Annotated in this window: 25 protein-coding genes; 15 read left to right on the top strand and 10 right to left on the bottom strand. The window is 63.4% G+C overall.

The features are described 5' to 3' along the window. Positions 1-183: 183 nt before the first annotated feature. The 7 genes from FJW05_RS23895 (at position 184) to FJW05_RS23865 (ending at position 9,253) form a co-directional block, all read left to right on the top strand. Entirely contained in the window at positions 184-1,707 is a 1,524-nt protein-coding gene (locus FJW05_RS23895) for a helicase HerA-like C-terminal domain-containing protein (RefSeq protein ID WP_140636203.1), read from the top strand. A 395-nt stretch (positions 1,708-2,102) separates the two neighbouring features. After that, positions 2,103-2,531, top strand: a complete 429-nt coding sequence (locus tag FJW05_RS23890) for an AraC family transcriptional regulator (protein WP_246673616.1) — start codon at positions 2,103-2,105, stop codon at positions 2,529-2,531. Between the two features lie 183 nt (positions 2,532-2,714). Continuing rightward, positions 2,715-3,170, top strand: coding sequence for a hypothetical protein (locus FJW05_RS23885; RefSeq protein WP_140636199.1), 456 nt, complete (start codon positions 2,715-2,717; stop codon positions 3,168-3,170). After that, complete coding sequence (locus FJW05_RS23880; RefSeq protein ID WP_140636189.1) at positions 3,167-7,408, top strand: YadA-like family protein; 4,242 nt, start codon at positions 3,167-3,169, stop codon at positions 7,406-7,408. The genes FJW05_RS23885 and FJW05_RS23880 overlap by 4 nt, the downstream gene beginning before the upstream one ends. Positions 7,409-7,416: 8 nt before the next feature. Further along, positions 7,417-7,989 (top strand): invasion associated locus B family protein, encoded by a 573-nt coding sequence (locus FJW05_RS23875; protein ID WP_140636187.1) that lies wholly within the window; start codon positions 7,417-7,419, stop codon positions 7,987-7,989. Positions 7,990-8,001: 12 nt separating this feature from the next. Continuing rightward, positions 8,002-8,727 (top strand): hypothetical protein, encoded by a 726-nt coding sequence (locus FJW05_RS23870; protein ID WP_140636185.1) that lies wholly within the window; start codon positions 8,002-8,004, stop codon positions 8,725-8,727. 49 nt (positions 8,728-8,776) lie between these two features. Further along, positions 8,777-9,253 carry a DUF4189 domain-containing protein gene (locus FJW05_RS23865; RefSeq protein ID WP_140546124.1) on the top strand — a complete coding sequence of 159 codons (477 nt, stop codon included), beginning with the start codon at positions 8,777-8,779 and terminating at the stop codon, positions 9,251-9,253. Positions 9,254-9,302: 49 nt separating this feature from the next. Here the strand turns inward: FJW05_RS23865 and FJW05_RS23860 are convergent, their stop codons facing one another. The 3 genes from FJW05_RS23860 to FJW05_RS23850 all read right to left on the bottom strand — a co-directional run bounded on the left by FJW05_RS23860 (position 9,303) and on the right by FJW05_RS23850 (position 11,771). After that, the gene (locus FJW05_RS23860) at positions 9,303-9,926 is read right to left on the bottom strand and encodes an FMN-binding negative transcriptional regulator (protein WP_140636183.1); all 624 of its coding nucleotides are present in this window, start codon (positions 9,924-9,926) and stop codon (positions 9,303-9,305) included. 189 nt (positions 9,927-10,115) lie between these two features. Next, the gene (locus FJW05_RS23855; protein WP_140636181.1) at positions 10,116-10,937 is read right to left on the bottom strand and encodes a L,D-transpeptidase; all 822 of its coding nucleotides are present in this window, start codon (positions 10,935-10,937) and stop codon (positions 10,116-10,118) included. A gap of 171 nt (positions 10,938-11,108) precedes the next feature. Beyond that, the gene (locus FJW05_RS23850) at positions 11,109-11,771 is read right to left on the bottom strand and encodes a haloacid dehalogenase type II (protein ID WP_140636179.1); all 663 of its coding nucleotides are present in this window, start codon (positions 11,769-11,771) and stop codon (positions 11,109-11,111) included. Between the two features lie 151 nt (positions 11,772-11,922). Between FJW05_RS23850 and FJW05_RS23845 the strand changes: the two genes are divergently transcribed. The 4 genes from FJW05_RS23845 to FJW05_RS23830 all read left to right on the top strand — a co-directional run bounded on the left by FJW05_RS23845 (position 11,923) and on the right by FJW05_RS23830 (position 15,199). Further along, positions 11,923-12,801 carry a branched-chain amino acid aminotransferase gene (locus FJW05_RS23845; protein ID WP_095767170.1) on the top strand — a complete coding sequence of 293 codons (879 nt, stop codon included), beginning with the start codon at positions 11,923-11,925 and terminating at the stop codon, positions 12,799-12,801. A 209-nt stretch (positions 12,802-13,010) separates the two neighbouring features. After that, on the top strand, positions 13,011-13,613 hold the full coding sequence (locus tag FJW05_RS23840; protein ID WP_140636177.1) for a superoxide dismutase: 603 nt from the start codon (positions 13,011-13,013) through the stop codon (positions 13,611-13,613). A gap of 193 nt (positions 13,614-13,806) precedes the next feature. Then, positions 13,807-14,241, top strand: coding sequence for a cytochrome c (locus FJW05_RS23835; protein WP_140636175.1), 435 nt, complete (start codon positions 13,807-13,809; stop codon positions 14,239-14,241). Between the two features lie 10 nt (positions 14,242-14,251). Further along, entirely contained in the window at positions 14,252-15,199 is a 948-nt protein-coding gene (locus tag FJW05_RS23830) for a cytochrome c (protein ID WP_140636234.1), read from the top strand. 11 nt (positions 15,200-15,210) lie between these two features. Here FJW05_RS23830 and FJW05_RS23825 read toward each other — a convergent pair whose 3' ends face one another. The 3 genes from FJW05_RS23825 to FJW05_RS23815 form a co-directional block, all read right to left on the bottom strand. Then, positions 15,211-16,023, bottom strand: a complete 813-nt coding sequence (locus FJW05_RS23825; RefSeq protein ID WP_140636173.1) for an LON peptidase substrate-binding domain-containing protein — start codon at positions 16,021-16,023, stop codon at positions 15,211-15,213. 201 nt (positions 16,024-16,224) lie between these two features. Next, positions 16,225-16,614, bottom strand: coding sequence for an SET domain-containing protein-lysine N-methyltransferase (locus FJW05_RS23820; protein ID WP_140636171.1), 390 nt, complete (start codon positions 16,612-16,614; stop codon positions 16,225-16,227). Positions 16,615-16,717: 103 nt separating this feature from the next. Beyond that, positions 16,718-18,829 (bottom strand): S9 family peptidase, encoded by a 2,112-nt coding sequence (locus tag FJW05_RS23815; RefSeq protein WP_140636169.1) that lies wholly within the window; start codon positions 18,827-18,829, stop codon positions 16,718-16,720. 128 nt (positions 18,830-18,957) lie between these two features. On the opposite strand from FJW05_RS23815, the gene FJW05_RS23810 reads away from it, so the two are divergent. Beyond that, positions 18,958-19,302 carry an SH3 domain-containing protein gene (locus FJW05_RS23810; RefSeq protein ID WP_246673615.1) on the top strand — a complete coding sequence of 115 codons (345 nt, stop codon included), beginning with the start codon at positions 18,958-18,960 and terminating at the stop codon, positions 19,300-19,302. 416 nt (positions 19,303-19,718) lie between these two features. Then, positions 19,719-20,144, top strand: a complete 426-nt coding sequence (locus FJW05_RS23805) for a MucR family transcriptional regulator (protein WP_040991330.1) — start codon at positions 19,719-19,721, stop codon at positions 20,142-20,144. Between the two features lie 80 nt (positions 20,145-20,224). Here FJW05_RS23805 and FJW05_RS23800 read toward each other — a convergent pair whose 3' ends face one another. Next, complete coding sequence (locus FJW05_RS23800) at positions 20,225-20,653, bottom strand: SufE family protein (RefSeq protein ID WP_140636165.1); 429 nt, start codon at positions 20,651-20,653, stop codon at positions 20,225-20,227. A 172-nt stretch (positions 20,654-20,825) separates the two neighbouring features. Further along, positions 20,826-21,218 (bottom strand): DUF5330 domain-containing protein, encoded by a 393-nt coding sequence (locus FJW05_RS23795; protein WP_140636163.1) that lies wholly within the window; start codon positions 21,216-21,218, stop codon positions 20,826-20,828. Positions 21,219-21,773: 555 nt separating this feature from the next. Between FJW05_RS23795 and FJW05_RS23790 the strand changes: the two genes are divergently transcribed. Continuing rightward, complete coding sequence (locus FJW05_RS23790; protein WP_140636161.1) at positions 21,774-23,510, top strand: PAS domain-containing sensor histidine kinase; 1,737 nt, start codon at positions 21,774-21,776, stop codon at positions 23,508-23,510. Then, positions 23,485-24,273 carry a peptidoglycan-binding protein gene (locus tag FJW05_RS23785; protein ID WP_140636159.1) on the top strand — a complete coding sequence of 263 codons (789 nt, stop codon included), beginning with the start codon at positions 23,485-23,487 and terminating at the stop codon, positions 24,271-24,273. The genes FJW05_RS23790 and FJW05_RS23785 overlap by 26 nt, the downstream gene beginning before the upstream one ends. Here FJW05_RS23785 and FJW05_RS23780 read toward each other — a convergent pair. Beyond that, the gene (locus tag FJW05_RS23780; RefSeq protein WP_140636158.1) at positions 24,237-24,584 is read right to left on the bottom strand and encodes a type II toxin-antitoxin system RelE/ParE family toxin; all 348 of its coding nucleotides are present in this window, start codon (positions 24,582-24,584) and stop codon (positions 24,237-24,239) included. The genes FJW05_RS23785 and FJW05_RS23780 overlap by 37 nt on opposite strands. After that, on the bottom strand, positions 24,577-24,837 hold the full coding sequence (locus FJW05_RS23775) for a type II toxin-antitoxin system ParD family antitoxin (protein ID WP_181165054.1): 261 nt from the start codon (positions 24,835-24,837) through the stop codon (positions 24,577-24,579). The genes FJW05_RS23780 and FJW05_RS23775 overlap by 8 nt, the downstream gene beginning before the upstream one ends. Positions 24,838-24,966: the final 129 nt, after the last annotated feature.

Raw genomic sequence — 24,966 nt, 5'->3', positions numbered from 1 at the left:
CAATGCATCATCCGGCCGGGTTCTCTCGGCCAGCCAACCGATTGCCAAACATGCGCCGAATCCGCAAGCGCCAAAGGCCAAATTCGCTGCGCCGCAAAATCGAGACTGGGCATTGCCGCATGCGACCCGCGTTACTATACCTCGGGTGAGGCCTTTGAGCGGAACAGATTGCGGAGACCGGACATGGTTGACGAGACCAGCATCTTCATCGGCGCCAGCCGCAAGCCCGACGATTCCTATCAGCGCGCCGAAGAGCTGCTGCTGCGCTACGGCAACCGCCACGGCCTCGTCACCGGGGCCACGGGCACCGGCAAGACCGTCAGCCTGCAGATCCTGGCCGAAGGCTTTTCCAACGCCGGCGTGCCTGTCTTCTGCGCCGATATCAAGGGCGACCTTTCCGGCATATCCATGATGGGCGAGGCCAAGGATTTCCTGGTCAAGCGCGCCGAGCAGGTGAAGCTCGATCCTTATCAGTTCCAGGAATTCCCGGTCATCTTCTGGGATCTGTTCGGTGAGCAGGGCCATCCGATTCGCGCTACCATTTCGGAGATGGGGCCGCTGCTTTTGTCGCGTCTGATGAACCTCACGGAAGCGCAGGAGGGTGTCATGAACATCGCCTTCCGCATCGCCGACGAGGAAGGCCTGCTGCTGCTCGATCTCAAGGACCTGCAGGCGCTGCTTGCCAACATGGCCGATCGCGCCGACCAGCTCAGCGCGCGCTACGGCAATGTCACCAAGCCTTCGGTCGGCGCCATCCAGCGCACGCTGCTCGTGCTGGAGAGCCAAGGCGCGGCGAACTTCTTCGGCGAGCCGGCGCTGCGCATTGCCGACATCATGCGCACCACGCGCGACGGCCGCGGCGCGATCAGCGTTCTGGCCGCCGACAAATTGATGATGAATCCCAAGCTCTACGCCACCTTCCTGCTCTGGCTGATGTCGGAGTTGTTCGAGGAGTTGCCCGAGGTCGGCGATCTCGACCGGCCCAAGCTGGTGTTTTTCTTCGACGAGGCGCATCTTTTGTTCGAGGACGCGCCGAAGGTGCTGATCGATCGCGTCGAGCAGGTGGTGCGGCTGATCCGCTCCAAGGGCGTCGGCGTCTATTTCGTCACCCAGAACCCGCTGGACATTCCGGAAAAGGTGCTGGCCCAGCTCGGCAATCGCGTCCAGCATGCGCTGCGCGCCTATACGCCGCGCGAGCAGCAGGCGGTGCGCACCGCTGCCGAAACCTTCCGGCCCAATCCCGATTTCGATTGCGCCACCGCCATCACCCAGCTCGCCACCGGTGAGGCGCTGGTCTCTATGCTGGAGGACAAGGGCGTGCCGGCCATGGTCCAGCGTACGCTGATCCGGCCGCCGTCATCGCGGCTCGGACCGATCACGCCCGACGAGCGCCGCAAGATCATCGCCGAGAGCCCGGTCGCCGGCCAGTATGACGAGGCCGTCGATCGCGAATCGGCCTTCGAAATGCTGCAGAAAAAGGCCAAGGAGGCGCAGGACGCCGAGGCGCAGGCACAGCAGCAGAACAGCGGCGGTTCGCGCTGGACCATTCCGGGCTTCGATGATGTCCTCGGGACCGGCAACCGGCGGTCCTCAAACCGCCAGACCGTTGCCGAAGCCGCCATCAAGTCGGTGGTGCGCTCGGTCGGCTCGTCCGTCGGTCGCGCCATCGTGCGCGGGATTTTGGGCAGCCTGGCGAGAGGCCGTTGAAGCGGGGAGGCGGCACCGCGCTTGGCGCGACGCGAATCACGCCCCGCAACCTTTGATATCAGGCGAGACCCGCTTGCCGTCGCGCGAATCCGTCACGGAAATGCGCCGCCCCCTGAGAGCCGTCCTCGTTACCTCCCGACGATCAAATCTTACCTGTCGACGGGTGAGCCGCATCAGCGGCAGCTAAAACTTTTCGCAAGGGAACTTTTCCGGCAGAACCGCAATTTCATGAAATACCGGACGCGCCAAATCATGGCCTTTGACGTGCTGTTGCCGGGGGGCAAACTGGATAGCGCCGACAGCACGTGCGATCACGAATTATTGTGACCAGGGAACCAAAAGCGCCCGCTCAGGTTGGGCCGAAGCTGCGGAGGGCTGAGCATCAGGAGTCCAAGTTGCGGCGCGACGACGATCTGCAAGCTTGGTATTCGGAAATTCCTGCTGAAAGGCGGCCACTGCTGAACGCGAAAGGTGGGCTGTCGCTCGGCCACGCTCGCCTCGTGGCGCAATTCCTGAGCGAGAACTTTTCGCGCAAGCTTTCGCTCGCCGAGATGGCGGCCGTGTGCGGGTTGTCAGCCTACCATTTCGCCCGCGCTTTCTCCAAGACGTTCGGCGTGACGCCGCATCAATATGTTCTTGCCCTTCGCCTCGACTTTGCCGAGAAGCTGCTGGCCGACAGGCGCATGTCGATCACCGACATCGCCTATCTGAGCGGCTTCTCGAGCCAGAGCCACCTCACCACCACGATGAAGAAATATCGCGACGTGACGCCGTTGCAGGTGCGGGAGAGGTTGGTTCGATCGCGGGCCGGTAGGCAGAGCTGATATCCCGGCGGCGGTTATCGATGGGTCGGCTTATAAAAGGTATTACTAAAGTAATTTTGCGTTAACCTATGGAAGATCTACGGTATATTTTCAGATAAACAGCAATTTGTTGGAATACGAACTTCTGAAAACCTGTCTTTCTGCAGCAAATCCGGTATTCGGATTCTAGCTGGCCGAGGGGACATGAGCGACGACACGGCGATCCGCCGCAGCCTTTCCGAGGAGATCGGTTATTGGCTGGAGTCGGCATCGAGGACGCTTGAGAAGCGCTATGGAAATGGCGTGCCCCTGGCCAAGCAGGACATGCTGCTGGCCCATTATCTCTACGGCCTCACGACCGTCGTTCACGCGCATGACGCGCCCGCCGTCCATCTGGCGGCGGTGCGCTCCTATCTCGAGCGGCTGATCCCAGCCGAGCGGGTCACGACGGCGCTCCAGGCTGTGCCCGAGGCGGGTGACGCCTGGCTTGAAAACACGCTCGATCGCGTCGAGGCGATCGGGGAGAAACAGGGCCATGCGCTGCTCGCGCGCGGCGCCGATGTGATCATCCCTTTTTCGAGCAGACACGCTTTGGCGGCAGGGTCGGCGGAACCTGCCGTTATCGAGCGCGACCCACCAAAGGAGGCATTCTCGCAATGAAACTCAGGCAAGAACGTACCGCTCAGCGCGGATCGGCCCGATTTGCTGGAAACTGGGTCTCCGGCGCCACCGACAGCCGCTCGCTCCGTCGTCGCGTGATGGCGGCGCTTCGCAACGCGCATCGCGTGCTTGGCATGCGCCGCAATGGTCTGGGGCTGGGGACGCTTGGCGCCGGCAACATCCTTGCGGCGGCACTGGGCGCGATCGCATTGGGCGGCATCGCCACGCCGGCATTCGCACAGGTTTTCGGGGGCGGCGGCACGGCAAACGGCGTGCGCGGTATCGCGTTTGGATCCGGAGCCGTGCAAAACGGAGCCGATTCCATTGCCGAGGGCACCAACGCCAGTGCAGGCAACCAAAACGCCATCGCGATCGGCTTTGGAACGATCGCCTCCGCGATCAACTCCGTCTATCTTGGCTCGCGCACCGCTCCGGGAACGGGGGTGTTGGCGCAGAGCGCCATCGGCATAGGCACGGATGTTACGGCGTCCCAGGTCGACGCAATTGCGATGGGACGTTCGTCCGTTTCGTCGGCACAATATGCGATTGCCATCGGCCTGAACGCGAAAGCCACGGGCACCGGCGGCGCGATGGCGCTGGGCCAAGGCACGGTCTCGAGCGGCGTCAATTCGGTCGCGCTCGGTGTAACCGCCAGTGCCACTGGGGCTGGCGCAAACGCCTTGGGCACCTTCTCCGTTGCTTCGGGAGGGAACTCCACTGCCCTCGGTACCAGCTCCTCGGCCAGCGGCAACTATGCCACGGCCGCAGGCTGGGGTGCCGTCGCCAGCAAGGATAGCGCCGTTGCTATGGGCAAGTCGGCCAGTGCGGCAGGACTGAACTCGACAGCACTCGGCTCCAGCACCAATGCCTCGGCCGATTTCGCATTGGCGCTGGGCAACCAAGCTGTGTCGAGCGGAGTAGGTTCGGTGGCAGCGGGCTCGGGAGCCCAAGCTACGGGCGTGTCCGCCACCGCACTCGGCAACAACGCCACGGCAACCGCGTTGCAAGCAACCGCGCTGGGACTGGGCGCAAATGCGAGCGCTCAATCTGCCATCGCCGTAGGCACCAGCTCCGTTGCGAGCGCCGCCGCCAGCACGGCAGTTGGCAACACGGCCGTCGCCAGCGGCATAAACTCCTCCTCATTCGGATCTGGATCCAACGCGACGGGAGACAATTCGCTTGCTGCCGGCGTCAGCGCCAGCGCCGGCGGGGTCGCCAGCACCGCACTCGGCATCGGTTCCAATGCGTCGGCGCAGAGCGCCATCGCCGTCGGCAACAATGCCAAGGCCGATGCCACCAACGCGGTTGCCATGGGCACCAACGCGGTCGCGACTGGCGGCCAGGCAGTCTCCATCGGCGCGAACAACACCGCCTTTGGCAACGGCGCGGTCTCCATCGGCGATCCGAGCTATGCCAGCGGCACCGGCGCCTTCACCGGCGGCGCCAACAACATCGCCAACAGCGACGGCACGGCCAGCGCCACTGCCGCCAACCAGGCGGCAGGCGCGGTCGCGATCGGCAACAACAACAAGGCGATCGGGCAGGGCTCGGTTGCGCTGGGCAACGGCTCCACAGCGGGCGCCGCCGGTCTCGCCGGCAATGTCGCGCTGGGCGACGGCGCGACCGCTGCGGCGAGTTCCGGCGACGTGGCGCTGGGCTCAGGCTCGGTGACCGACGTGGCCGTCGGCACCAGCGGCACGACGATCGGAACCACAACCTACGGCTTCGCCGGCACGACGCCGTCCTCGACCGTCAGCATCGGCGCTCCAGGCGCGGAGCGGACCCTCACCAACCTCGCGGCGGGTCGGCTCAGCAACGCCTCGACCGACGCGATCAACGGTTCGCAGCTTTTCGCCACCAATCAGCAGGTAACGCAGAACACGACCGATATCGCCAACATCGGCAACACGATCACCAACATCAATACCGGCGCCGGCATCAAGTATTTCCACGCCAATTCGACGCTGCCCGATTCCCAGGCTCTGGGGACGGATTCCGTTGCGATCGGCCCCAATGCCGTGGCCAACAACGCCGGCGATGTGGCAATCGGCCTGAACTCCGTATCCGGCACCACGACGGTGGTCGCCGGCACAACGATAGGCGGTGTGAACTACGCCTTTGCCGGCGGAACGCCGGCCGGCGCATTCTCGGTCGGCTCGGTGGGCGCGGAGCGCCAGATCCAGAACGTCGCGGCCGGGCGGTTGAGCAACTCCTCGACCGACGCGGTCAACGGCTCGCAGCTCTTCGCGACCAACCAGCAGGTGACGCAGAACACCACCGACATCGCCGCCAACACCGCCGACATCACCACTCTCGGCAACACGATCAACAACATCAACACCGGCGGCGGCATCAAGTATTTCCACGCCAATTCGACGCTTGCCGATTCCCAGGCGCTGGGGACGGATTCCGTCGCGATTGGCCCGAATGCCGTCGCCACCAACACCGGCGACGTGTCGATCGGCCTGAATTCGGTTACCGGCGCCACCACCAATGTCGGCGGCACGGTCATCGGCGGCGTCAACTACACCTTCGCCGGCGGAACCCCGGCCGGCGCGTTCTCGGTCGGTTCGGTTGGCGCGGAGCGCCAGATCCAGAACGTCGCGGCCGGGCAGCTGAGCGGCTCCTCGACCGATGCCGTCAACGGCTCGCAGCTTTTCGCGACCAACCAGCAAGTGACGCAGAACACCACCGACATCGCCGCCAACACCGCCGACATCACCACTCTCGGCAACACGATCAATAATTTCGCCGGCGATACGTCGACAGCCTACACCGACGCCAATGGCGACGGCATTCGCTACGTGCGCACCAACGACACGACGCTTCCGGTCACGGACGCCTTCGCGCAAGGGGTTGGCTCCTCGGCGCTCGGTTACCAGGCGACGGCCTCCGCCGCCAATTCGCTGGCGCTCGGCCGCGGCACCACGGTCTCCATCACCGACGGCGTGGCGCTCGGCTCCGGCTCGGTTTCCGACCGCGCGGTGGCGCCAGCATCGGGATCGATCCTCTCTGGCACCGGCCTCATCCCCTACAACACCACGGATATGACCTTGCTCGGCGCCGTCTCGGTGGGTAACTCGACATCCTATCGTCAGATCACCAACGTAGCCGACGGCACGCTGGACCAGGACGCCGTCACGCTTCGCCAGTTGAAGGGCGCGCTGAGCTCCTTCGCGGTGACGGGAACCATGTACTTCCACGCCAATTCGACCGCCTCCGACTCGCTGGCTGTCGGCGCCGAGTCGGTCGCGATCGGTCCGCGCACCACCGTCAACGGCGACAACGGCATCGGCATGGGCAATGGCGCCATCGTGCAGCAGACCGCGCCTGGCGGCATCGCGATCGGCCAGACAGCGACCGTCAACCAGGCCGACAGCATCGCGCTTGGCACCAACTCGACCGCCAATGGCGCGCAATCGATGGCGCTTGGCGCCGGCGCCACGGCCAACGAGCCGGGCAGCGTCGCGCTCGGCGCGGGCTCGACGACGGCGGCTGCGGTCGCGACCACCGGCACGACGATAAACGGTGTCGCCTATACCTTCGCCGGAACCGCTCCGACGAGCACGGTGAGTGTCGGCAGCGTCGGCAATGAGCGCACCGTCACCAATGTGGCCGCGGGACGGATCAGCGATACCTCGACCGATGCCATTAACGGCAGTCAGCTTTATGCGACCAATCAGGCCGTCGAGGCCGTGCAGGGAAGCGTGGGCGATCTGAACGAGTTCGCGATCCAGTACGACAAGAACACCGACGGCTCGAAGTCGAACTCGGTGACGCTCGTTGGCGGCGACGTGAATGCGCCCGTCGTCATCCACAATGTCGGCGCCGGCACCGCAGACACCGATGCAGTCAACGTCCAGCAACTCAATCTTGGGCTGGCGACCACGCTCGACAACTCCAAGACCTACACCAACCAGGTGGCGGCCACCACGCTGCAGCAGGCCAATGCCTACACCGACTCCAAGCTCAGCCAGCTCAACATGGACATGAGCGAGGCTCGAGGCGAAGCGCGCCAGGCGGCGGCGATCGGCCTTGCGGCCGCCTCGCTGCGCTACGACGATCGTCCGGGCAAGCTGAGCGTGGCGGCCGGCGGCGGCTACTGGCGTGGCGAAGGCGCCGTCGCGTTCGGTGCCGGCTACACCAGCGAGGATGGCAGGGCCCGGGCAAACGTGTCCGGTACGACGGCCGGCGGGCACTGGGGTGTCGGCGCAGGCGTCAGCTTCACCCTGAACTGAGTCTGTTGATGACCAGGCAGACGGTCCTTGCCGTGATATCCGTGACTTGCCTCCTTCTGTCCGGCCCGCACGCGGCCGGGCAGGAGGCGGCCCAGCCAGCCTATCGGATAAAGCCGTCCGACGTCGCGGTGCCCGCGGACGTGAAGCTTGGCCAATATCAGCGGACCACGCGCCCGTTCGAGAACTGGACGCTGATCTGCGACGAGAACCTGCAGGCCAGGAAGAAGGTCTGCAACATCAGCCAGTCCTTCATCGACCAGGGCCAGGCCATGGTCTTCAGCTGGTCGCTCGCGGCGGACGAGAAGGGCAAGCCCTTCATGATCTTGCGAACCCCGCTCGCGGCAGGTGCGGGCAGCAAGCTTTCGCTGCGATTTGCCGGCCGCAAACAGCCGGTCGACGTTCAACTGCAGGGTTGCGATGCGTCGGTCTGCGTCGGCTATGTGCCCGTCGGCCCGGTGCTTCGCGAGCAGATCGGCAAGGAGACCACGGTCCAGGTTTCCTATTCCCTGCCGTCGGGAGCGACCGTCAGCCTCGATGCCCCGTTCAAGGGACTCAAGACCGCGCTGTCGGCCATCAACTAGAAAGACTTTGAGATGACACGCCAATCCATCGAGGACAGAATCCTGACACAGTCCCAGCCGGTCGCGCTGCCGGAGCCGCCGGCAAGTCCACCGCCACAGCGTTCGCCAGGCTGGCGCCTGGCGCGAAACACGGCGCTGCTCGGCGCGTTCGCGGTCTTGGTCGCGGCGGCGGTGGTCCTGTCGTTCCGTCTCTATCCCGCGCTTGGGACATTCGTCGCTGGCACGGCCTCCGCGCAGGCGCAGGCGCCAATGCAGGGCAAGCCGGCCGAAGCCGGGCCCGCGCCGGCCGACGCCTCGGCAAACAAGAATCCGTTTCAGGCGCATGTCGCGCAGGCAGGTGTCCGCACCTGCGCCAATCTCTTTGCCGCGATGGGGCAGGCTCTGACTGCCGGGTCGACCTATGCGATCCAGACGCAATGGGACAAAACCTCACCCGACATCCATGCCGTGCAGGCCGTCGCCGGGATGAGCTACAACCTGCCGGACTACAAGTCGCAGGCCGCGGGCGTCGTTTTTGCCTCGCCTGTCGGCCAGAGCTGCGAGGGTGGTTTCATGCGCGTGGCGCCATTCCCGCGCTCTTGCCAGGAAGTCGTCGGAACGCTCCCGAAGGGCAGCCTGCTGGCGGACAATCTTTCGAACACGATGCTTTTCAACCTGGCCGACAATGCCGGCCAGGCGCTGCTGGTCCCAACCGGCAACACTTGCATCGTCGTCTCGGTCGCGCGCATGGGCGGCTAGAGCCGGGCATGACAGTCGATTGCTGAATAGCTGCAACTGGAGCACCAAGATGCTGATCAATCCCCGCCTTTCGATCCCGCTGCTTGCGGCGCTCGCCGGGCTTACGATTGCGAGCAACGCGGCTGACCTGATCGCCCCGTCGCCGCCGGCGCAGACCGGCGAGGAAAAGGGCATCTGGGGCGCGATCGCCTACTCGCCGGGCGACGGCCGTCACGGCTTTTTCTGGGGCGCCGACAAGCGGCAGGAAGCGGAAGACATTGCGCTCAAGCATTGCGAGAATGCGGATGGCAAGGGCTGCCGGGTGGTCGAAGTGTTCCGCAACCATCGCCATTGGGACGATGATGACGGCACCGGCTTTCCCTATGAGCACTGCGCGGCGCTCTCGGTCGGCAAGAGCCGTGGCGCGGCGACGCCGTTCTGGAGTGCAGCATCAGCCGCGACCCGCCGCGAAGCCGAGGAGAAGGCAACAGCCCAGTGCGGAGGCGAGAGCAAGGAGTGCAAGATCCGCGAGTGGGTCTGCACCTGACTTGCTGCGGAACTCAAGCAGCCGCGGCGGTTGGCCGACGCCGCGCCGTTCACACTGAAATGAGCGGCGCGACCTCGCGGTCTGAAGGCCGGTCGCTGGATGACAGGCCGGACACGACACCGGCGCGATCAACGGCGTTGCGGTTCTGGCTCATCTTGCGCTTGCCTTCGAGCTTTGTAATCGGCATGCGCAGGCCGACAATGCCCTTCAACTGCGATTGGATGAAATCCGCCGGCGCGTCCGACACCGCCCAGGGCGCGGCGCGCTCGCCTTCATGCAGGTTGGTCAGGCGGGTCACGACCTCGAGCAGCCTGTCGGCGTCCTCGAAGAATTCGATCGGCCCGTGGGCGTGGACGGCGACATAGTTCCAGGTCGGGACGACCTTCCCGGTCTCCTGCTTGGTCTGGTACCAGGCCGGCGTCACATAGGCATCCGGGCCCATGAACATCGCCAGGCCGTCGCCCAGCGGCGGCACGTGCCACTGCGGGTTTGCCTTTGCGACGTGCCCGTAGATCACCCCATGCTCACCCTCGTTCTCATCGAGCAAAAGCGGCAGATGCGTCGCCAGCGGCCCATCGGCCGTGGCGGTCACCAGAATTGCCAGCCGCGCCGCGCAGATCGTGGCCCTGAGGCTCTCATGATCGTCGTCGCGAAAGGCGGGTGGTGTGTACATGGCAAGACTCCTTGCAGCATAAAATGCCTGAAGTCCGGCCAGCTTAGAACATCCGCCGCTGAAAGTTTGTATGGTCCAGCCGCACGGCACGGCGTGTCGATGCGGGCTGCCGGGATGATGGATTTTCACCGCAGCCCCGGCGGCGGTGCTGGCTATATTTGGCCAAGCACCGCCGGCCTAGGCGCAGGGTCAGAATATCTCGTTGGTGAGCCGCTTCACCGGACCGAGCAGGATAGAGCCCGTCGGCACGCCATTGTCGATCGGAATGGCCTTGCGCTCCGGCATGTTCTCTTCCGGCGCGCCGATATTGGCCGTCACGATCACGGGGGTCTTGGTCGGCACACGGTCGTAGAGGTCGATGATGTCCTGGTTGATCAGGCGCACGCAGCCCGACGACACCGACTTGCCGATCGACCACCATTCGGGTGAGCCGTGCAGGCGGTAGAGCGTGTCCTGATTGCCCTGGAAGAGATAGAGCGCACGCGCCCCGAGCGGGTTCTTCAGGCCGCCCGGCATGCCGCCATTCTTGGCGCTGAATTGCGTCAGTTCCGGCTGGCGTGCGACCATCTCGTCCGGCGGCGTCCATTTCGGCCATTTCTGCTTCCACTGCACGACCGCGTCGCCCGACCATTCAAAGCCGGCGCGGCCGAGGCCGACGCCGTAGCGGATCGCCTGGCCGCCCTCGCGCACCAGATAGAGGAAGTGGCCGGTGGTATCGACAACGATGGTGCCTGGACGCTGTCCGGTCGGATCGGGGACGATCTGGCGCAAGAATCTGTGATCGATCTTGTTGACCGGGATGGCCGGCAGGTCGAAGCCATTGTCCGACATCGCGCCATACATCGTCTCGTAATCGCCGAGCGGCGGCTCGACATAGGCGGGCGGCGGCGGCTGGACGGGGGCTGGTGCAGGACCGGTGGTGGTGCAGGCGGACACGGCGGCCGAGGCAGCGCCGAGGGCTGTGAAATTGAGGAAGCCACGGCGGCTGATGCGGAAGGAAGCGTCTGACATGGTTGCCTTTTCTAGGTCTTAATTCGCAAGAAAGCATGAACCCGCGGGCACGTCGCGGCGGCATTCATAACAGTCGGCGGCGATAGGCGGTTCCAATTCTGGCCTGAGGGTGGACAGAAAAAGGCGAAGCTGTGACCGAGCCACAGCTGTTGCCCTGCAGCAACAGCGGCGTCAGACCTCCGCCAGGAGACCTTCGAGCGAAGGCAAGATCAGCCCCGGCGGGAGGTCGCGATACTCGTCCGGCTGGTTGGTCCGGTTGATCCAGACGGTGCGAAAACCGAATCTCGTCGCGCCGGCGATGTCCCAGCGATTCGACGACTGGAACGAAACCGCGCCGGGGTAAAGCCGCCAGCCGGTGACTACCATGTCGTACACCGACGGGTCGGTCTTGAAGCGTTTGACCTCGTCGACCGAAAACACGTCGTCGAGGATCTGGTCCAGCGCTGCGGATTTGACCGCCGCGTCGAGCATTTCAGGCGAGCCGTTGGATAAAATAGCGAGCTTCGCGCCCGACGCCTTGAGCGCCTTCAGCACGGCGGGCACTTCCGGATAGCAGTCGAGCTGCCAATAGGCTTCGAGCAGTTTCGTCCGCAGCGCCGGATCGGCCGAGGGCACCTTGCGCAAAGCGAAATCCAGCGCCTGCTCGGTCAGTTGCCAGAAGTCGGCGTATGATCCCATCAGCGTCCGCACCCAGGAATATTCGAGCTGCTTGGCGCGCCAGATTTCGGAGAGAAGCTGGCCGTCCGGGCCGATCTCGCCGGCGTGGCGGCGCACGGCGGCGTGCACGTCGAACAACGTGCCATAGGCGTCGAAGACATAAGCCGCATGATGCATGTCTCAAGTTTTGCGGCGCGCAGGCTTGCCGCGCAAGCATTGATTGCGGCCAAGTGCCTCTGGCCCCAACGATTTTTCCCGATGTCAATTGACGCTAACCGTCAAAGCATCGTCCTATGGCGGACTGAAATCACTCAATTGGACGGCGACCATGACACTGGCGGCGGCGGCGCAAACCGCGACTTGGACCTATGTGGACGGCGACTGGTACGAGGGCAACGTCGCCATTCTCGGACCGCGCAGCCATGCCATGTGGCTCGGCACCAGCGTCTTTGACGGCGGCCGCTGGTTCGAGGGCGTCGCGCCCGACCTCGAGCTGCACTCCGCTCGCGTCAACGCCTCCGCGATCGCGCTTGGCCTGAAGCCTTCGATGACGACGGAAGAGATCGTCGGGCTGACTTGGGACGGCCTGAAGAAATTCGACGGCAAGACGGCGGTCTATATAAGGCCGATGTATTGGGCCGAGCATGGCGGCTATATGGGCGTCCCGGCCGACCCGGCCTCGACCCGGTTCTGCCTCTGCCTCTATGAATCGCCGATGATCCCGCCATCCGGCTTTTCGATCGGCGTCTCGCCGTTCCGGCGCCCGACCATCGAGACCATGCCCACCAACGCCAAGGCCGGCTGTCTCTATCCCAACAATGGCCGTGCCATCCTGGAGGCCAAGAACCGCGGCTTCGACAACGCTTTGGTGCTCGACATGCTGGGCAATGTCGCCGAGACCGGAACCTCCAACATCTTCCTGGTCAAGGACGGCCATGTGATGACTCCGGCGCCAAACGGCACGTTTCTCTCGGGCATCACCCGCTCTCGCACCATCAGCCTGCTCGGCGACTACGGTTTCAGGACCACCGAGAAGACGCTGTCGGTCCGCGATTTCCTCGAAGCCGACGAGATATTCTCGACCGGCAACCACTCCAAGGTCGTGCCGGTCACACGCATCGAGAACCGCGACCTGCAGCCCGGTCCGGTGGCCAAGAAGGCGCGCGAGCTCTATTGGGAGTGGGCGCATTCGACGTCCGCCGCCTGAGCCGCCAGAGCGGCTCACCGTTTCGTTGAAATGGCGAACCGCTCCATCTTCCTGTTTTGCGCAATTGCGGGCGGAAAACCGTTTCACACTTTTCCCGGAATTGCTCTAAAAAGTCGCTCGGCGCTCCATTCGGAGTTGCCCCGATCCATTCCAGACCTATCTTAGCCCGGTAGCATCACCGGACTTTTTTCCTCGAGGGAGTACTATCCATGGCTTTTGAGTTGCCCGCCTTGCCCTATGACTACGAGGCCTTGCAGCCTTACATGTCGAAGGAGACGCTGGAGTATCACCACGACAAGCACCACAAGGCCTATGTCGACAACGGCAACAAGCTCGCCGCCGAGGCCGGAATGGGCGACCTGTCGGTCGAAGAGGCCGTGAAGCAGTCCTTCGGCAAGAATGCCGGGCTCTTCAACAATGCGGCCCAGCACTACAACCACATCCATTTCTGGAAGTGGATGAAGAAGGGCGGCGGCGGCAACAAGCTGCCGGGCGCGCTGCAGAAGGCCTTCGACAGCGATCTCGGCGGCTACGACAAGTTCAAGACGGATTTCATCGCCGCCGGCACCACCCAGTTCGGCTCCGGCTGGGCCTGGGTCTCGGTCAAGAACGGCAAGCTGGAAATCTCCAAGACCCCGAACGGCGAGAACCCGCTGGTCCATGGCGGCTCGCCGATCCTCGGCGTCGACGTCTGGGAGCACTCCTATTACATCGACTACCGCAACGCGCGGCCGAAATACCTCGAGGCCTTCGTCGACAGCCTGATCAACTGGGACCACGTCCTGGAGCTTTATGAGAAGGCTCAAGCCTGAGTGATTTTGATGAGAAGCCCCGGTTCGCCGGGGCTTTTCTTTTTCAGGACAAACCCGGCAAAATCGTCACGGCGCCGGGGAATAATCCCACCATCACGCTCGTTAACGTCCAGAGCAGTTCCAGGAAAAGTATTGAACGGTTTTCCGTCCGGAATTGCGCCAGCGAACTCTCTTCATCCACGGAGCCAATTGAATGAGAAAGCTTGTCATCGCCATCTCTCTGCTTGCCTTTGCCGGCTCGGCCTATGCCGACCCGATCAAGGGTCGCCAGGCCCTGATGAAGGAACGCGGCAAGCTCGCCGGGCAGATCTCGAAGGTGGTCAAGGGCGAGACGCCTTTCGATACCGCCGCCGTGCTGGACGCGCTGAAGGCACTGCAAGCCAATGCCGAGAAGTTCGACGTCGACACGCTGTTCCCGGCCGGCTCCGACAAGGGCGACACCACGGCCGCGCCGAAGATCTGGGAAGACATGGCGGGCTTCAAGACGGCCGAGGACAAGTTCCTGGCCGATACCAAGGCTGCGGTCGCTTCCCCGCCGGCCGATGTCGACGCCCTGAAGGCGCAGCTCAACACGCTGGGCGGCGATTGCGGCACCTGCCATCAGACCTACCGGATCAAGAAGAGTTGATCGCTTGACGATGGCCTGGCTGAAGAAGCTTGTCGGCGCCGTCATCGTGCTTGGCGCCGCCGCGGCTGGCGCCAGCTGGGTTCTGTCGGCACCGGTCAGGCTGGACGCCGGCACCGTCGCTGATCTCGGCCCTGGCGACGCCGCCAGGGGAAAGCGGATCTTCTACGCCGGGGGCTGCACCTCCTGCCACGCCAGACCTGGCGCCCAGGGCGACGCCCGCCTCGAGCTCGTCGGCGGTCTGGAACTCAAGACGCCGTTCGGCACCTTCGTTCCGCCCAATATCTCGCAGGACCGGAAGGACGGCATCGGCGCCTGGAGCGAGGCGGACTTCGCCAACGCCATGCTGAAAGGCGTCTCTCCGTCCGGCGAGCATTTCTATCCGGCCTTTCCCTATGCGTCCTACGCGCGCATGAAGCCGGCCGACATCGCCGATCTCTACGCCTTCATGAAGACGCTGCCGGCGGTTGCCGGCAAGGCGCCGGATCACAGGCTTTCCTTCCCCTTTACCATTCGTCGCGGCATTGGCCTCTGGAAGCTTGTCTATCTCAGCCCCGAACCCGTGATCGCACTGCCAGAGGGCGCGCCGGACAAAGTTCTCGCCGGCCGCTACCTGGTCGAGGGTCCGGGCCATTGCGGCGAATGCCACACGCCGCGCGATTTCGCCGGCGGCGTCAGGAAAAGCGATTGGCTGGCAGGAGCCGTGGCCGCCGAAGGCTCCGGCGTCGTGCCCAACATCACGCCCGACGGGAAGGGCGTCAAGGACTGGTCGGAGGCGGACATCGCCAATTATCTCGAGACCGGCTTCACGCCCGATTTCGATTCCGTCGGCGGCGCCATGGTTGACGTGCAGCGCAACATCGCGCAACTGACCGCCGACGACCGCGAGGCGATTGCCGCCTACCTCAAGGCCGTCCCGCCGCACCCCAACGGCTATCCGGCACGCAAGCCGGCGAGTTGAGGATACCCGGCCTATTGTCCGGGCTGGGCGGTATTTATCAGTTCGAGCACCTTTTCGAGCCGTGCTACGACATCGCCGGTTTCCAGGATCTGCTGCTTCTCATCAATGCCTATCGACAGCAATTGGGTGACTGAATCGGCCAACAGGCCGGGATTTTCAGTGGAAGGAAGGCCGAAGCGGACTCGCTGACGCACTGGCAGTGAGGAAAGGTCGATATTGGCGTAGATTCGGTATGCCTCAAGTACCGTGTGGGAAAGTGAGATAGCTTCTTCTGACTGGCTACGCTGCTCTTCAATCGGCTCTATCTCGGCGGCCAGGAATTCGCCGTCGGTCAGGCGTGTGATGGCTGTGCGTTGAAGGCCGGACACGGTGACCTTGAGCACGCCGTCCATTTGTGTCTGGCTATTTATCACGCTCGCCGTAACGCCTACCGGATAGAGAGCTTGAAGAGTGCCGGGGTTGTCATCGGCGCCATGCCTCTGGGCGACCACAATAACCCGGCGATCGCCGGCCATGGCACGTTCAACGGCGCGCCGGGTTTTGTCGCGCGCCACGAACACAGGTGCGACCGTTTGCGGAAACAGCACAAAATCCCGCATGGGAAAAACGGGGACTTCTGTTTGCGTAGGCCCTGAAGGGATCACACCTGACGCCACTCCCGGCGCCGTTCCCTGAATCCTTGCGGCCAGCACATTCCAATCGCGGAGGCCAAGAATCTTGGCGATCAACTCCAGGCTTTCACTGTGGGAAAGAGAAACGGATTTTGCGGCCAGCGCTTCGCTTAGCGTTCGCGCCATAGCCTTGGCGTCGCGGAAATCGCGCATGAAATCATCCTCTGCATAAACGAACGGAAAGCGTCAGGGGCTTGCGTTGCTGACCCGTTCGTTCGGGCAAAGGGGAGCCGAAATTGGCTCGATACATTCACCGTACCCAGGAGGGTGCAAGCAGCAGGTTGTATCTACCGCTCGGGAAGGTGCGCCGAAGGTCTGGTGTTTGTCAATCCTGACCTGGAATTTCAGCGCTCTCTACGGGTGGCGATCGCCCAGGAAGTCGAAGCCGTTCTCGAAAAAATGGTTATAGTCGCAGGTCAGTTCCTCACCGGGCGCGATGTCGCGCAACGCGTAGGCCTCTTCCGGAGAGGAGATATCGCAGTTCGGGTCGTCCGCGTGGTTCATATAGCGGGCGTCGTCCGCCTCGAAGACGATGAATTTGGGATCGCGCCGATCCGGATAGGAATAGCGGTCGAGATAGGACTTCACCGGGCCGGATTCGCCCTCATAGGTCTCTACGGGAATGCGTCGATCGAACCTTGGATCGAGCTTCCAGATCAATGTGCCGCGCGCAATGCGGTGTTTGGCGAAAACGCCGATGCCCTGAATGGGCGATTTGTCGAGATAGACGTCGACGAGCAGCATAGCGAACCTTGCGAATGTATCGGGGCGCGGCCCCAAAATGGCCACGACCAAAAAACGACGGCGCATTGCCTAGCGCGCGAGCCGTGCGATTGCGAGTAGAAAATCAGGCCTTGCCTGTCACTTTCAAGGCATAGGCGTAAATATAGGCGATCTCCTCCAGCCGCGAGAAGCGACCCGAGGCGCCGGCATGGCCGGAATCCATGTTGATCTTGAACAGGACCGGGTTGCCGCCTGCCTTGCGTTCGCGAAGCCGCGCCACCCATTTCGCCGGCTCCCAATAGGTGACGCGCGGATCGGTCAGGCCCGCCAGCGCCAGGATCGGCGGGTAGTCGAGCGCCGCCACATTGTCATAGGGCGAATAGGCCGCGATCGTCGCGTAGTCGGCGGCTGAGGCGATCGGATTGCCCCATTCCGGCCACTCAGGCGGCGTCAGCGGCAGGCTGGCGTCGAGCATGGTGGTGAGCACGTCGACGAACGGCACCTCGGCGACGATGCCGCCGAAGCTTTCCGGGGCCATGTTGGCGATCGCCCCCATCAGCATGCCGCCGGCGGAGCCTCCCTGCGCCACGATGCGGTCGTGCTCAGTGTAGCGCTCGGCAACGAGATGGCGGGCGCAGGCGATGAAATCGGTGAAGGTGTTCATCTTCCTTGTCCGCTTGCCGTCCTCGTACCAACCGTAGCCCTTGTCCTTGCCGCCGCGCACATGCGCGATGGCATAGATGAAGCCGCGGTCGACCAGCGACAGGCAATTGGTATTGAAGGCAGAAGGCACCGTGATTCCGTAGGAGCCGTAGCCGTAGAGCAGGCAGGGCGCCGAGCCGTCGAGGGGTGTGTCGCGATGGTGCAGCAACGAGATCGGCACCAACTCGCCATCGGCGGCGGGGGCCATTAGCCGGCGTGTGACATAGTGCTCCGCATCGTGGCCGGATGGCACTTCCTGCGTCTTCAGGAGCACGCGTTCGCGGCTGCGCATATTATAGTCGAACATTTGCGCGGGCGTCGTCATCGACGAATAGGTGAAGCGCATCACGTCGGTGTCGTATTCGTAGGAGCCGGAGAGACCGAGCGAAAAAGCTTCCTCGTCGAAAGAGATGAAATGCTCCTCGCCGCTGGCGCGCTCGCGCACGACGATGCGCGGCAGGCCTTCCTTGCGCTCGAGCCGGACCATGTGATGCTTGAAGCCGAGCACCGACAGGATCAGCCGGCCGGGCTCGTGCGGCACCAGTTCCTGCCAGTTGGCCCGCACCGGGTTGTCGACTGGCGCGGTCATGATCTTGAAATCCTTGGCGCCGTCGGCATTGGTGAGGACGAAGAAGACGTCGCCGCCTTCTTCCAGATCGTATTGCAGGCCGGTCTCGCGCACCGCCACAAGCTTCGGCTCTGCGGTTGGATCATCGGCGGGCAGCAGGCGGTATTCCGACGTTTCATGATCGTTGATGCCGATCATGATCCAGTCGTTGGCGCGCGTGCCGCCGACATCCATGAAGAAGCCCGGATCGGTCTCCTCATAGATCAACCGGTCGTTTTCGGACCTGTCGCCCAGCGCGTGGAAGAACACTTTCGACGGACGATGGTTGTCGTCGAGACGGGTATAGAAGAAGCCGCCGTCGCCGGCGTCCCAGACCCCGCCACCGCCTGTATCCGGGATCTGGTCGGCAAGTTCTTTGCCGCTCGCAAGATCGCGCACGCGCAGCGTGAAGAACTCCGAACCCTTGTCGTCGAAGCCCCACAGCAGCTTCCCGTGGTCGGCCGAATGATCGACGCCGCCAAGCCGGAAATAGGGCTTGCCCTCGGCTTCCGCATCGCCGTCGAGCAGGATCTCCTCAGTGCCGCCGTCGCGCGGCGTCCGGAAATAGCGCGGCTGCTCGCCGCCCTGCCGGAACGACGATCCGTAGGCATAGCGGCCGTCCTTCATGGGCACTGTCGCGTCATCTTCCTTGATGCGCCCCTTCATCTCCGCAAACAGCCTGGCGCGCAGCTCCGCGGTGCCGGCCATGAGCGCGGCCTGATAGGCGTTCTCGGCATTGAGATGGGCGCGAATGCGGCCGTCGAGCAGGGAAGGGTCGCGAAACACGGCCTGCCAGTTGTCGGCCCGCATCCAGGCATAGTCGTCGCTGCGGGTGATGCCGTGATGCGTGTCGGAAACCGGCTGTTTCTCAGGGGTCGGCGGGCTGGCGGCCGGGAAGGCGGAAGTCAAGGCGGAAGCTCTGGTCATTACGTCTCGCTGCGGAATTTGCTTGAATGACGAATGAACACGCCGCTCAGCGGCGGTTCAACGGGCGCGGTTCAAGGTGGTACAGAAGCTAAGTCGAAGGGGGAAAGATGAAATCCTGCGTTTCTACAATGTCTGTTGCCGTCGTAGCGGCAGGTCTGGGTTTTTCCAGCCAGTCTCATGCAACCGTCTTTGCCGCCTGGCAAGTGGCGGGGGTGCCGTTCGGTGATACGCTCAATGCTCGAAAATATCCGTCCAATACATCGCAGAAACAGGCCGCCTATCCGAACGGCACCGTGCTGCAGATGACCGGCCGCTGCACCGGCGGCGTAAACCTGCTCGATATCGCCCGCCAGCCGCAGTGGAAGCAGCGCCAAGCGATCCGCTATCGCTGGTGCGAGATCTGGCACGACCCGGCGCAGAACGGTCATTTTGTCACCGGCTGGGTCTACGGGAAACATATCGCGCCTTACTGATGGATCTGTCGCGTCGCCTTGCCAGGTCCAGCCGCCAAGGCGGTATCCTTGCGCTTCGCTGTGCCGCAGGATTCGTTGTGCAGGCGAAAGGGCACCCAAGCATTAGCCAAGCATTGAACGTTGTGTCGAGTGGCGATCGGATGTCTAACATGCGGATGACGCCACGTCATGCCATGCTGGTCTGACCAGAAAAATCTCGCGAAGTTACACGGCGCACGAATTTTTGAAGCTGAATCGGCAATAGTTGATGAATATCGACCAATATAAGTCAATATGCGAATTGACTTACTTTCAATGCGGCGTCATTAAGATAACCGACGCGAATCTCAGAGCCTTTCCTGAACGAAATCCGCGCGATGCCCGATCCATAAAAAGGGCGCAGTTATAGAAACAACTCTCGTTGGGGCCTTAGCACTATGGAAATTGTCGAAACACCTTCGAAAAACGGTGACGCGCTGATCGAGCTGACCGCCGATGTCGTCGCCGCCTATGTCAGCAACAATCCGGTGCCGGTTGGGGAACTGCCGAACCTTATCGCCGACGTCCATGCCGCGTTGGGCCGCGTCGGGGGCTCGTCGGAGCAGCCGTCGGCTGAGAAGCAGAAGCCGGCCGTCAATCCGAAGCGCTCGGTCCATGACGACTACATCGTCTGTCTTGAGGACGGCAAGAAGTTCAAGTCGCTGAAGCGGCATCTGATGACCCACTACAATCTCACGCCGGAAGAGTACCGTGAGAAGTGGGGCCTGGACGCCAACTATCCGATGGTCGCCCCCAATTACGCTGCCGCCCGCTCGCAGCTCGCCAAGAAGATGGGTCTGGGCCGCAAGCGCAAGGGCCGTTGATAGGTCTCAGCTCGTCAAGCAGTTCGACGGCGCCCTTGCGGCGCCGTTTTGCTTTCCTGCTGGGAGCGATATCGGCCGGATCAGGCCGTCTGCTTCAGCGCCGCTTCCGCATCGCGCTTGATGCGCTTGACCATCGAACGCAGGCCGTTGGCGCGCTGCGGCGACAGATGCTCGTCAAGGCCGAGCTCCTTAAGGGTCGCTTCGGCGTCCGTGTTCTGGATTTCGCTTGCATGCCTGCCTGAAAACAGCGCCAGCATGATGGCGACGAGGCCGCGCACGATATGGGCGTCCGAATCGCCCTGGAAGCCGATCACCGGATCGGCGCCCGCTCCCTGCCTTGTGGTGAGCCACACCTGGCTCACACAGCCAGGCACCTTGTTCGCAGCCGTGCGCTCCTCCTCAGGGAAAGGCGGCAGGCCCTCGCCGAGCTCGATCACATAGCGATAACGGTCCTCCCACTCGTCGAGCAGGGAAAAGTCGTCGCGGATGGTCTGAATCGAGGTGGCCATTGCCCGCATATAGTGGCCCGACACGGCCGCGTCACGGAAAAAGAAAGACGCCGCGGGCGTCGAGAGGTCAGACGGGCCCGCGGCGTTAGAGCAATCCCAGGAAAAGCACGTAGGCGGTTTTGCGTCAGGAATTACGCTAAATTAAAGTGCCGAGCGAACGGTCGGAAAGAATTCAGTTCTTGGCCGTCAACATCACCGGAATGTTGACCTTGGCCGGCAGCACGATGTCCTCGGCGACGCTGCCGGTGGTCGTGACGGAGCCATCTGCGACCTTCGTTTCGAGCGCGCCTGCCGGCCCGGACTGCTGGTCGTCGATCATGGCTGCGGCGATCTTGGCCGTTTCCTTGGCGCGAACGGTGATGGTGTACATAGCCGATTTGCCGGTCTCGCAGACATCGGGCTTGCGCTCGCAGAGCCCTGCAATGTCGCCGACCGCCTCGCGCGCCGCAAACAGCGCCTGGATCGGCCCGACGCTCTGCTGGCCGTTCTCGCCCGGGCCGACGCCGAGCGGCAGCGCCAGCAGCACCAGCGAAAACCAGAAAGCCATCCTGATCAGAAAGCCCATCTTATTTGCCTCTCATCCGGGATGGAATGATGCATCCATCCGTGACGGATCACGCATCCATCGGCATGACCTCTTTTATGGGCACGATAATGGCACGGTCACGCAAAGGACGGCTTGCATCGAAGCCGCGAATTTTCCTCAAATTTTAGGCAAATTCGAAAGGATCGGTTTTGACATGGGCTTGTGTCGAATCTCATCGACTTCGTTAACTTTATGGTAACCATATATCACATTGTTATTAAACGATTTTATTCCAGGCAGAACTTAGCCGGTTCAAGTTCCGGCCCGTTTTGGCACAGGCCTTGCGGCTAACCCGCCGTTTACCATGGCGCCAACTCGGCATGCTTTGCCGGGCCGGCATCGCAATATTTGCCTTGGCGCGGTCGCCGGCTTCGCCAGCCTTATCCATTCCTTAAACGCTGGATGCGAGTTTCAAGCCAATTGATGAGTCACCTGCCAGGCAGGCGTTTTTCACGACCGGGTACGCGTGCGTTGAGTTCTATTTCAGCCAGATACGTTCAATTGCCTGGCGCGGTTTCCGCCGGCTGCGAACGCATGGTTCACCCGACCGTGACGGGTGAGGCGGAACGCCTGCGCCAGCGCCGCTTCATCGGTGTCATGCTCGCCGCGCCCTTCCTTGCCGCGGGCGCCGCGGTCACGCTGGTCACTTCAAGTCTCGGCGCCGCCGTCACGATAGCCGCGATCTTTGCCGCTTTCGGCCTGTGCTGGTTCGCGGCGCTTCTGGTGGCGGCCACCGGCCATATGGCGCTTGCCGGCCGCATGGCGGTCGTGTTGGGGGGGCTTGCCCTAGCCGGCGCTATCGCCGCGGCGGGCGGATTGGCCTCGCCGGTGGCACTCCTTGCCGTCGCATTGCCGCTTGAAAGCTGGTGGGTCTCAGGGTCGCGGCGCGCCGCGCTGGCGGGCGCGATGGCGGCGCTTGCCGCCATCGTGCTGCAGCCCTTTGCCGGGCAGTTGCTGCCGCTCGGCGAGATCGCCGCCTGGCATTGGCTGCTGCCGCTCGCCTGGGCGCTGACGCTGTTGCCGCGGGCCGCCGCCTTCGCCAACCCGGCCGGCTTGCGGTCGGCGGAGCCTGCCGGCGATCGTCTCGAGGACGTCATCGACGCCGTCGTGCTGCGCCTCGGGCGGCAGGGCGAAGTGGTCGACGCGTCCGCCAAGGCACGTTCGATCCTGAAATTGGCGCCCGAGCTTCTGCTCGGCACCGGCCTGTTCGACCGTATCCATCTTTCCGACCGCGTCGCTTATCTGACCGCTCTGGCCGACATGCGCGAGGGCGCCCCGAAGCGTCGGCTTGATCTGCGCATCCGCTTGCCGCGCGAGGGTTCTGGCGCGGTCGACAATTTCCGCCCGTTCAGCCTCGAGCTGCTGCGCGGCGAAGCCGACCGCGACGTCTTCACCTTGGTTCTGCGCGAAAACGACGATGTTGCAGCACTTCGCGAGGAGCTGGTGGAAGCGAGGGAGGCGGCCGCGACCGCCGAAGTGGCCAAGGGCCGCTTCCTGGCGGTGGTCAGCCACGAGCTGCGCACGCCGCTCAATGCCATCCTCGGCTTTTCCGACATGCTGCTCCATGAGATGTTCGGGCCCTTCAAGGATCCTCGTCAGAAGGAATATGTCGGCCTGGTCAGGGAGTCCGGCCAGCATCTGCTGTCCGTCGTCACCTCGATCCTCGATGTTTCGCGCATCGAGGCGGGCGCCTATGCGACCGAGATGGAGCCGTTCCGCTTTGTCGAGGCCGTCGACATGTGCCGTTCGATGATGCGACCGCTGGCCGACGCCAAGAGCATAGTTCTTGCCACGCAAATTGCCCCGGATGCGGGCGAGATCAATGCCGACCGGCGGGCCGTCCAGCAGATTCTGATCAATCTCGCCTCGAACGCGGTGAAGTTCACGCCCGATGGCGGCAGCGTGGTGATCGGAGCCAAGCGCGTCGGCTCGCACCTGCATTTCTGGGTGAGCGACACCGGTATCGGCATCGCCGAGGAGGACATGGCCAATCTCGGCAAGCCGTTCATGCAGATCCAGAACGACTACACGCGTCGTTTCGAGGGAACCGGACTCGGCCTGTCGCTGGTCAAGGGCCTGGTGGCGCTGCACGAGGGTACGATGTCGATCGAGAGCGCGCCGGGTGAGGGCACCACGGTGACGATCGGCCTGCCGGTGAACGGGCCGAAGCGGCGATCCGGTGCGCCATCCGGCGTGCTGGCCATGCCGGCGGCCAAGCCGAAGGGGGATGCAAATGGGGAGAGGAATGGCTCGCTCCGCAAAACGGCCTAAGGTGGTCGAACCCGAGCGCGGCGTTCTTGCCGAGGGCGCGGTTGCCGTCGGTCAACTGATCGCCAGCAATCCGGTTCTGGTCGGCGGCTCGACCGCTTTTCTGGTGACGCTGTTCTACGTCTCGGCCAACGCGCTCTGGTATCAGCCTTTTCCGCATACCGGCGCCTTCTTCGCCACCCGAAGCATCGAGAACTTCCCGCACACCGTCTCCGACGAACCGGAGACCACCATCAACATCGTGCGCCAGCCGCCGGCGCAGCCGACAGTCAAGCCGGATCCGGTCGTCCAGCAGGTGCAGGGCATCCTGAAGGACCTCGATTTCTATGACGGCGCGGTTGACGGTCTCACCGGGCCGGCCACGCGCAAGGCGATCCAGGCCTACCAGTTGAAAGTCGGGCTGCCGGGGTCGGGCGAGATCGATGGCGCGCTACTCGACCAGCTTGGCGCCCGCCAGACGACGGCGGCCATTCCCCACCCGGCGCCGCGACCGGCCGATGCCGCAGTCGCTGCGGCGGCCAAACCGCAGGTGATCCAGGTCTCTGCTCCGGCCGATGGCACCACGCAGCCGCCCGACGCCCGCATCGTCAAGATCCAGGCCGGCCTCAAGGCGTTCGGCAATGGCGACATGCAGCTCGACGGCAAGGTCGGCGCCCGCACCAAGGCCGCGATCAAGGAATTCCAGGCCTTGTTCGGACTGCCCGAGACCGGCGAGCCGGACGAAGCGGTCTACGCAAAGATGCGCGAGATCGGCCTGACGAACTGAGCGGCAGCGCGCAAAATTGTTATTCGAGCCAAATGCTCCGGGTCCCGCATCCCGTGAACAACAGCTACTGCCAGGATGCCGTAGTCCATGGGCTCGTAGATAACGACATATCGGCCCTCTACGAGGATACGTGCGGTGCTGCTCAACTCTGGCCGGGCGACTCCCATATTGGGATGATTACAGGCGAGTTCCAGCTTATCGAAGATGCGCCCTAGAAGTCTGTCCGCTGCCTGTTCGTTGTCAGCCGCAATGTGGCGCCAGGTATTCTTGAGGTCTTGTTCAGCGCGAGGTGTGAGTCGATAACTAGCCACGTTCCGAGCGCTCGGCCTTCAGGGCGCGAAGAAAGGTGCTGCGATCGACGTCCTTGCCTTCGCCGCTCGCCATCCCTTCGTCGTAAGCCTGCTTGAGCTGTGCGAGCTCGAGCACGCGAAGCTCCTCGCGGCGCTCCCACAACCTGAGGGCCTCCCTGACGATTTCGCTGTTCGAGGCGTAGTCGCCGCTCTCGACCGCGTCCTGCAGACGGGCGGCCTGCTTCGGCGTGAGCGATATGGTGAGGGTGCGCATTGCTTGACTTTTCATTGCTCCTTTATAGCGCGCCCCACAAAGTCTAACAAGATTTGTTAGGCAGGACGTCTTCGACATCCAGGCACTCGCACGCTTAGGTGAATCTCGCTAGACCACATGAATGCCATC

This window comes from Mesorhizobium sp. B2-9-1 (assembly GCF_006439455.1).
Taxonomy (GTDB): domain Bacteria; phylum Pseudomonadota; class Alphaproteobacteria; order Rhizobiales; family Rhizobiaceae; genus Mesorhizobium.
Note: the sequence above shows the minus strand (reverse complement) of the source record. Positions and strands in the feature narration are given on the sequence as shown.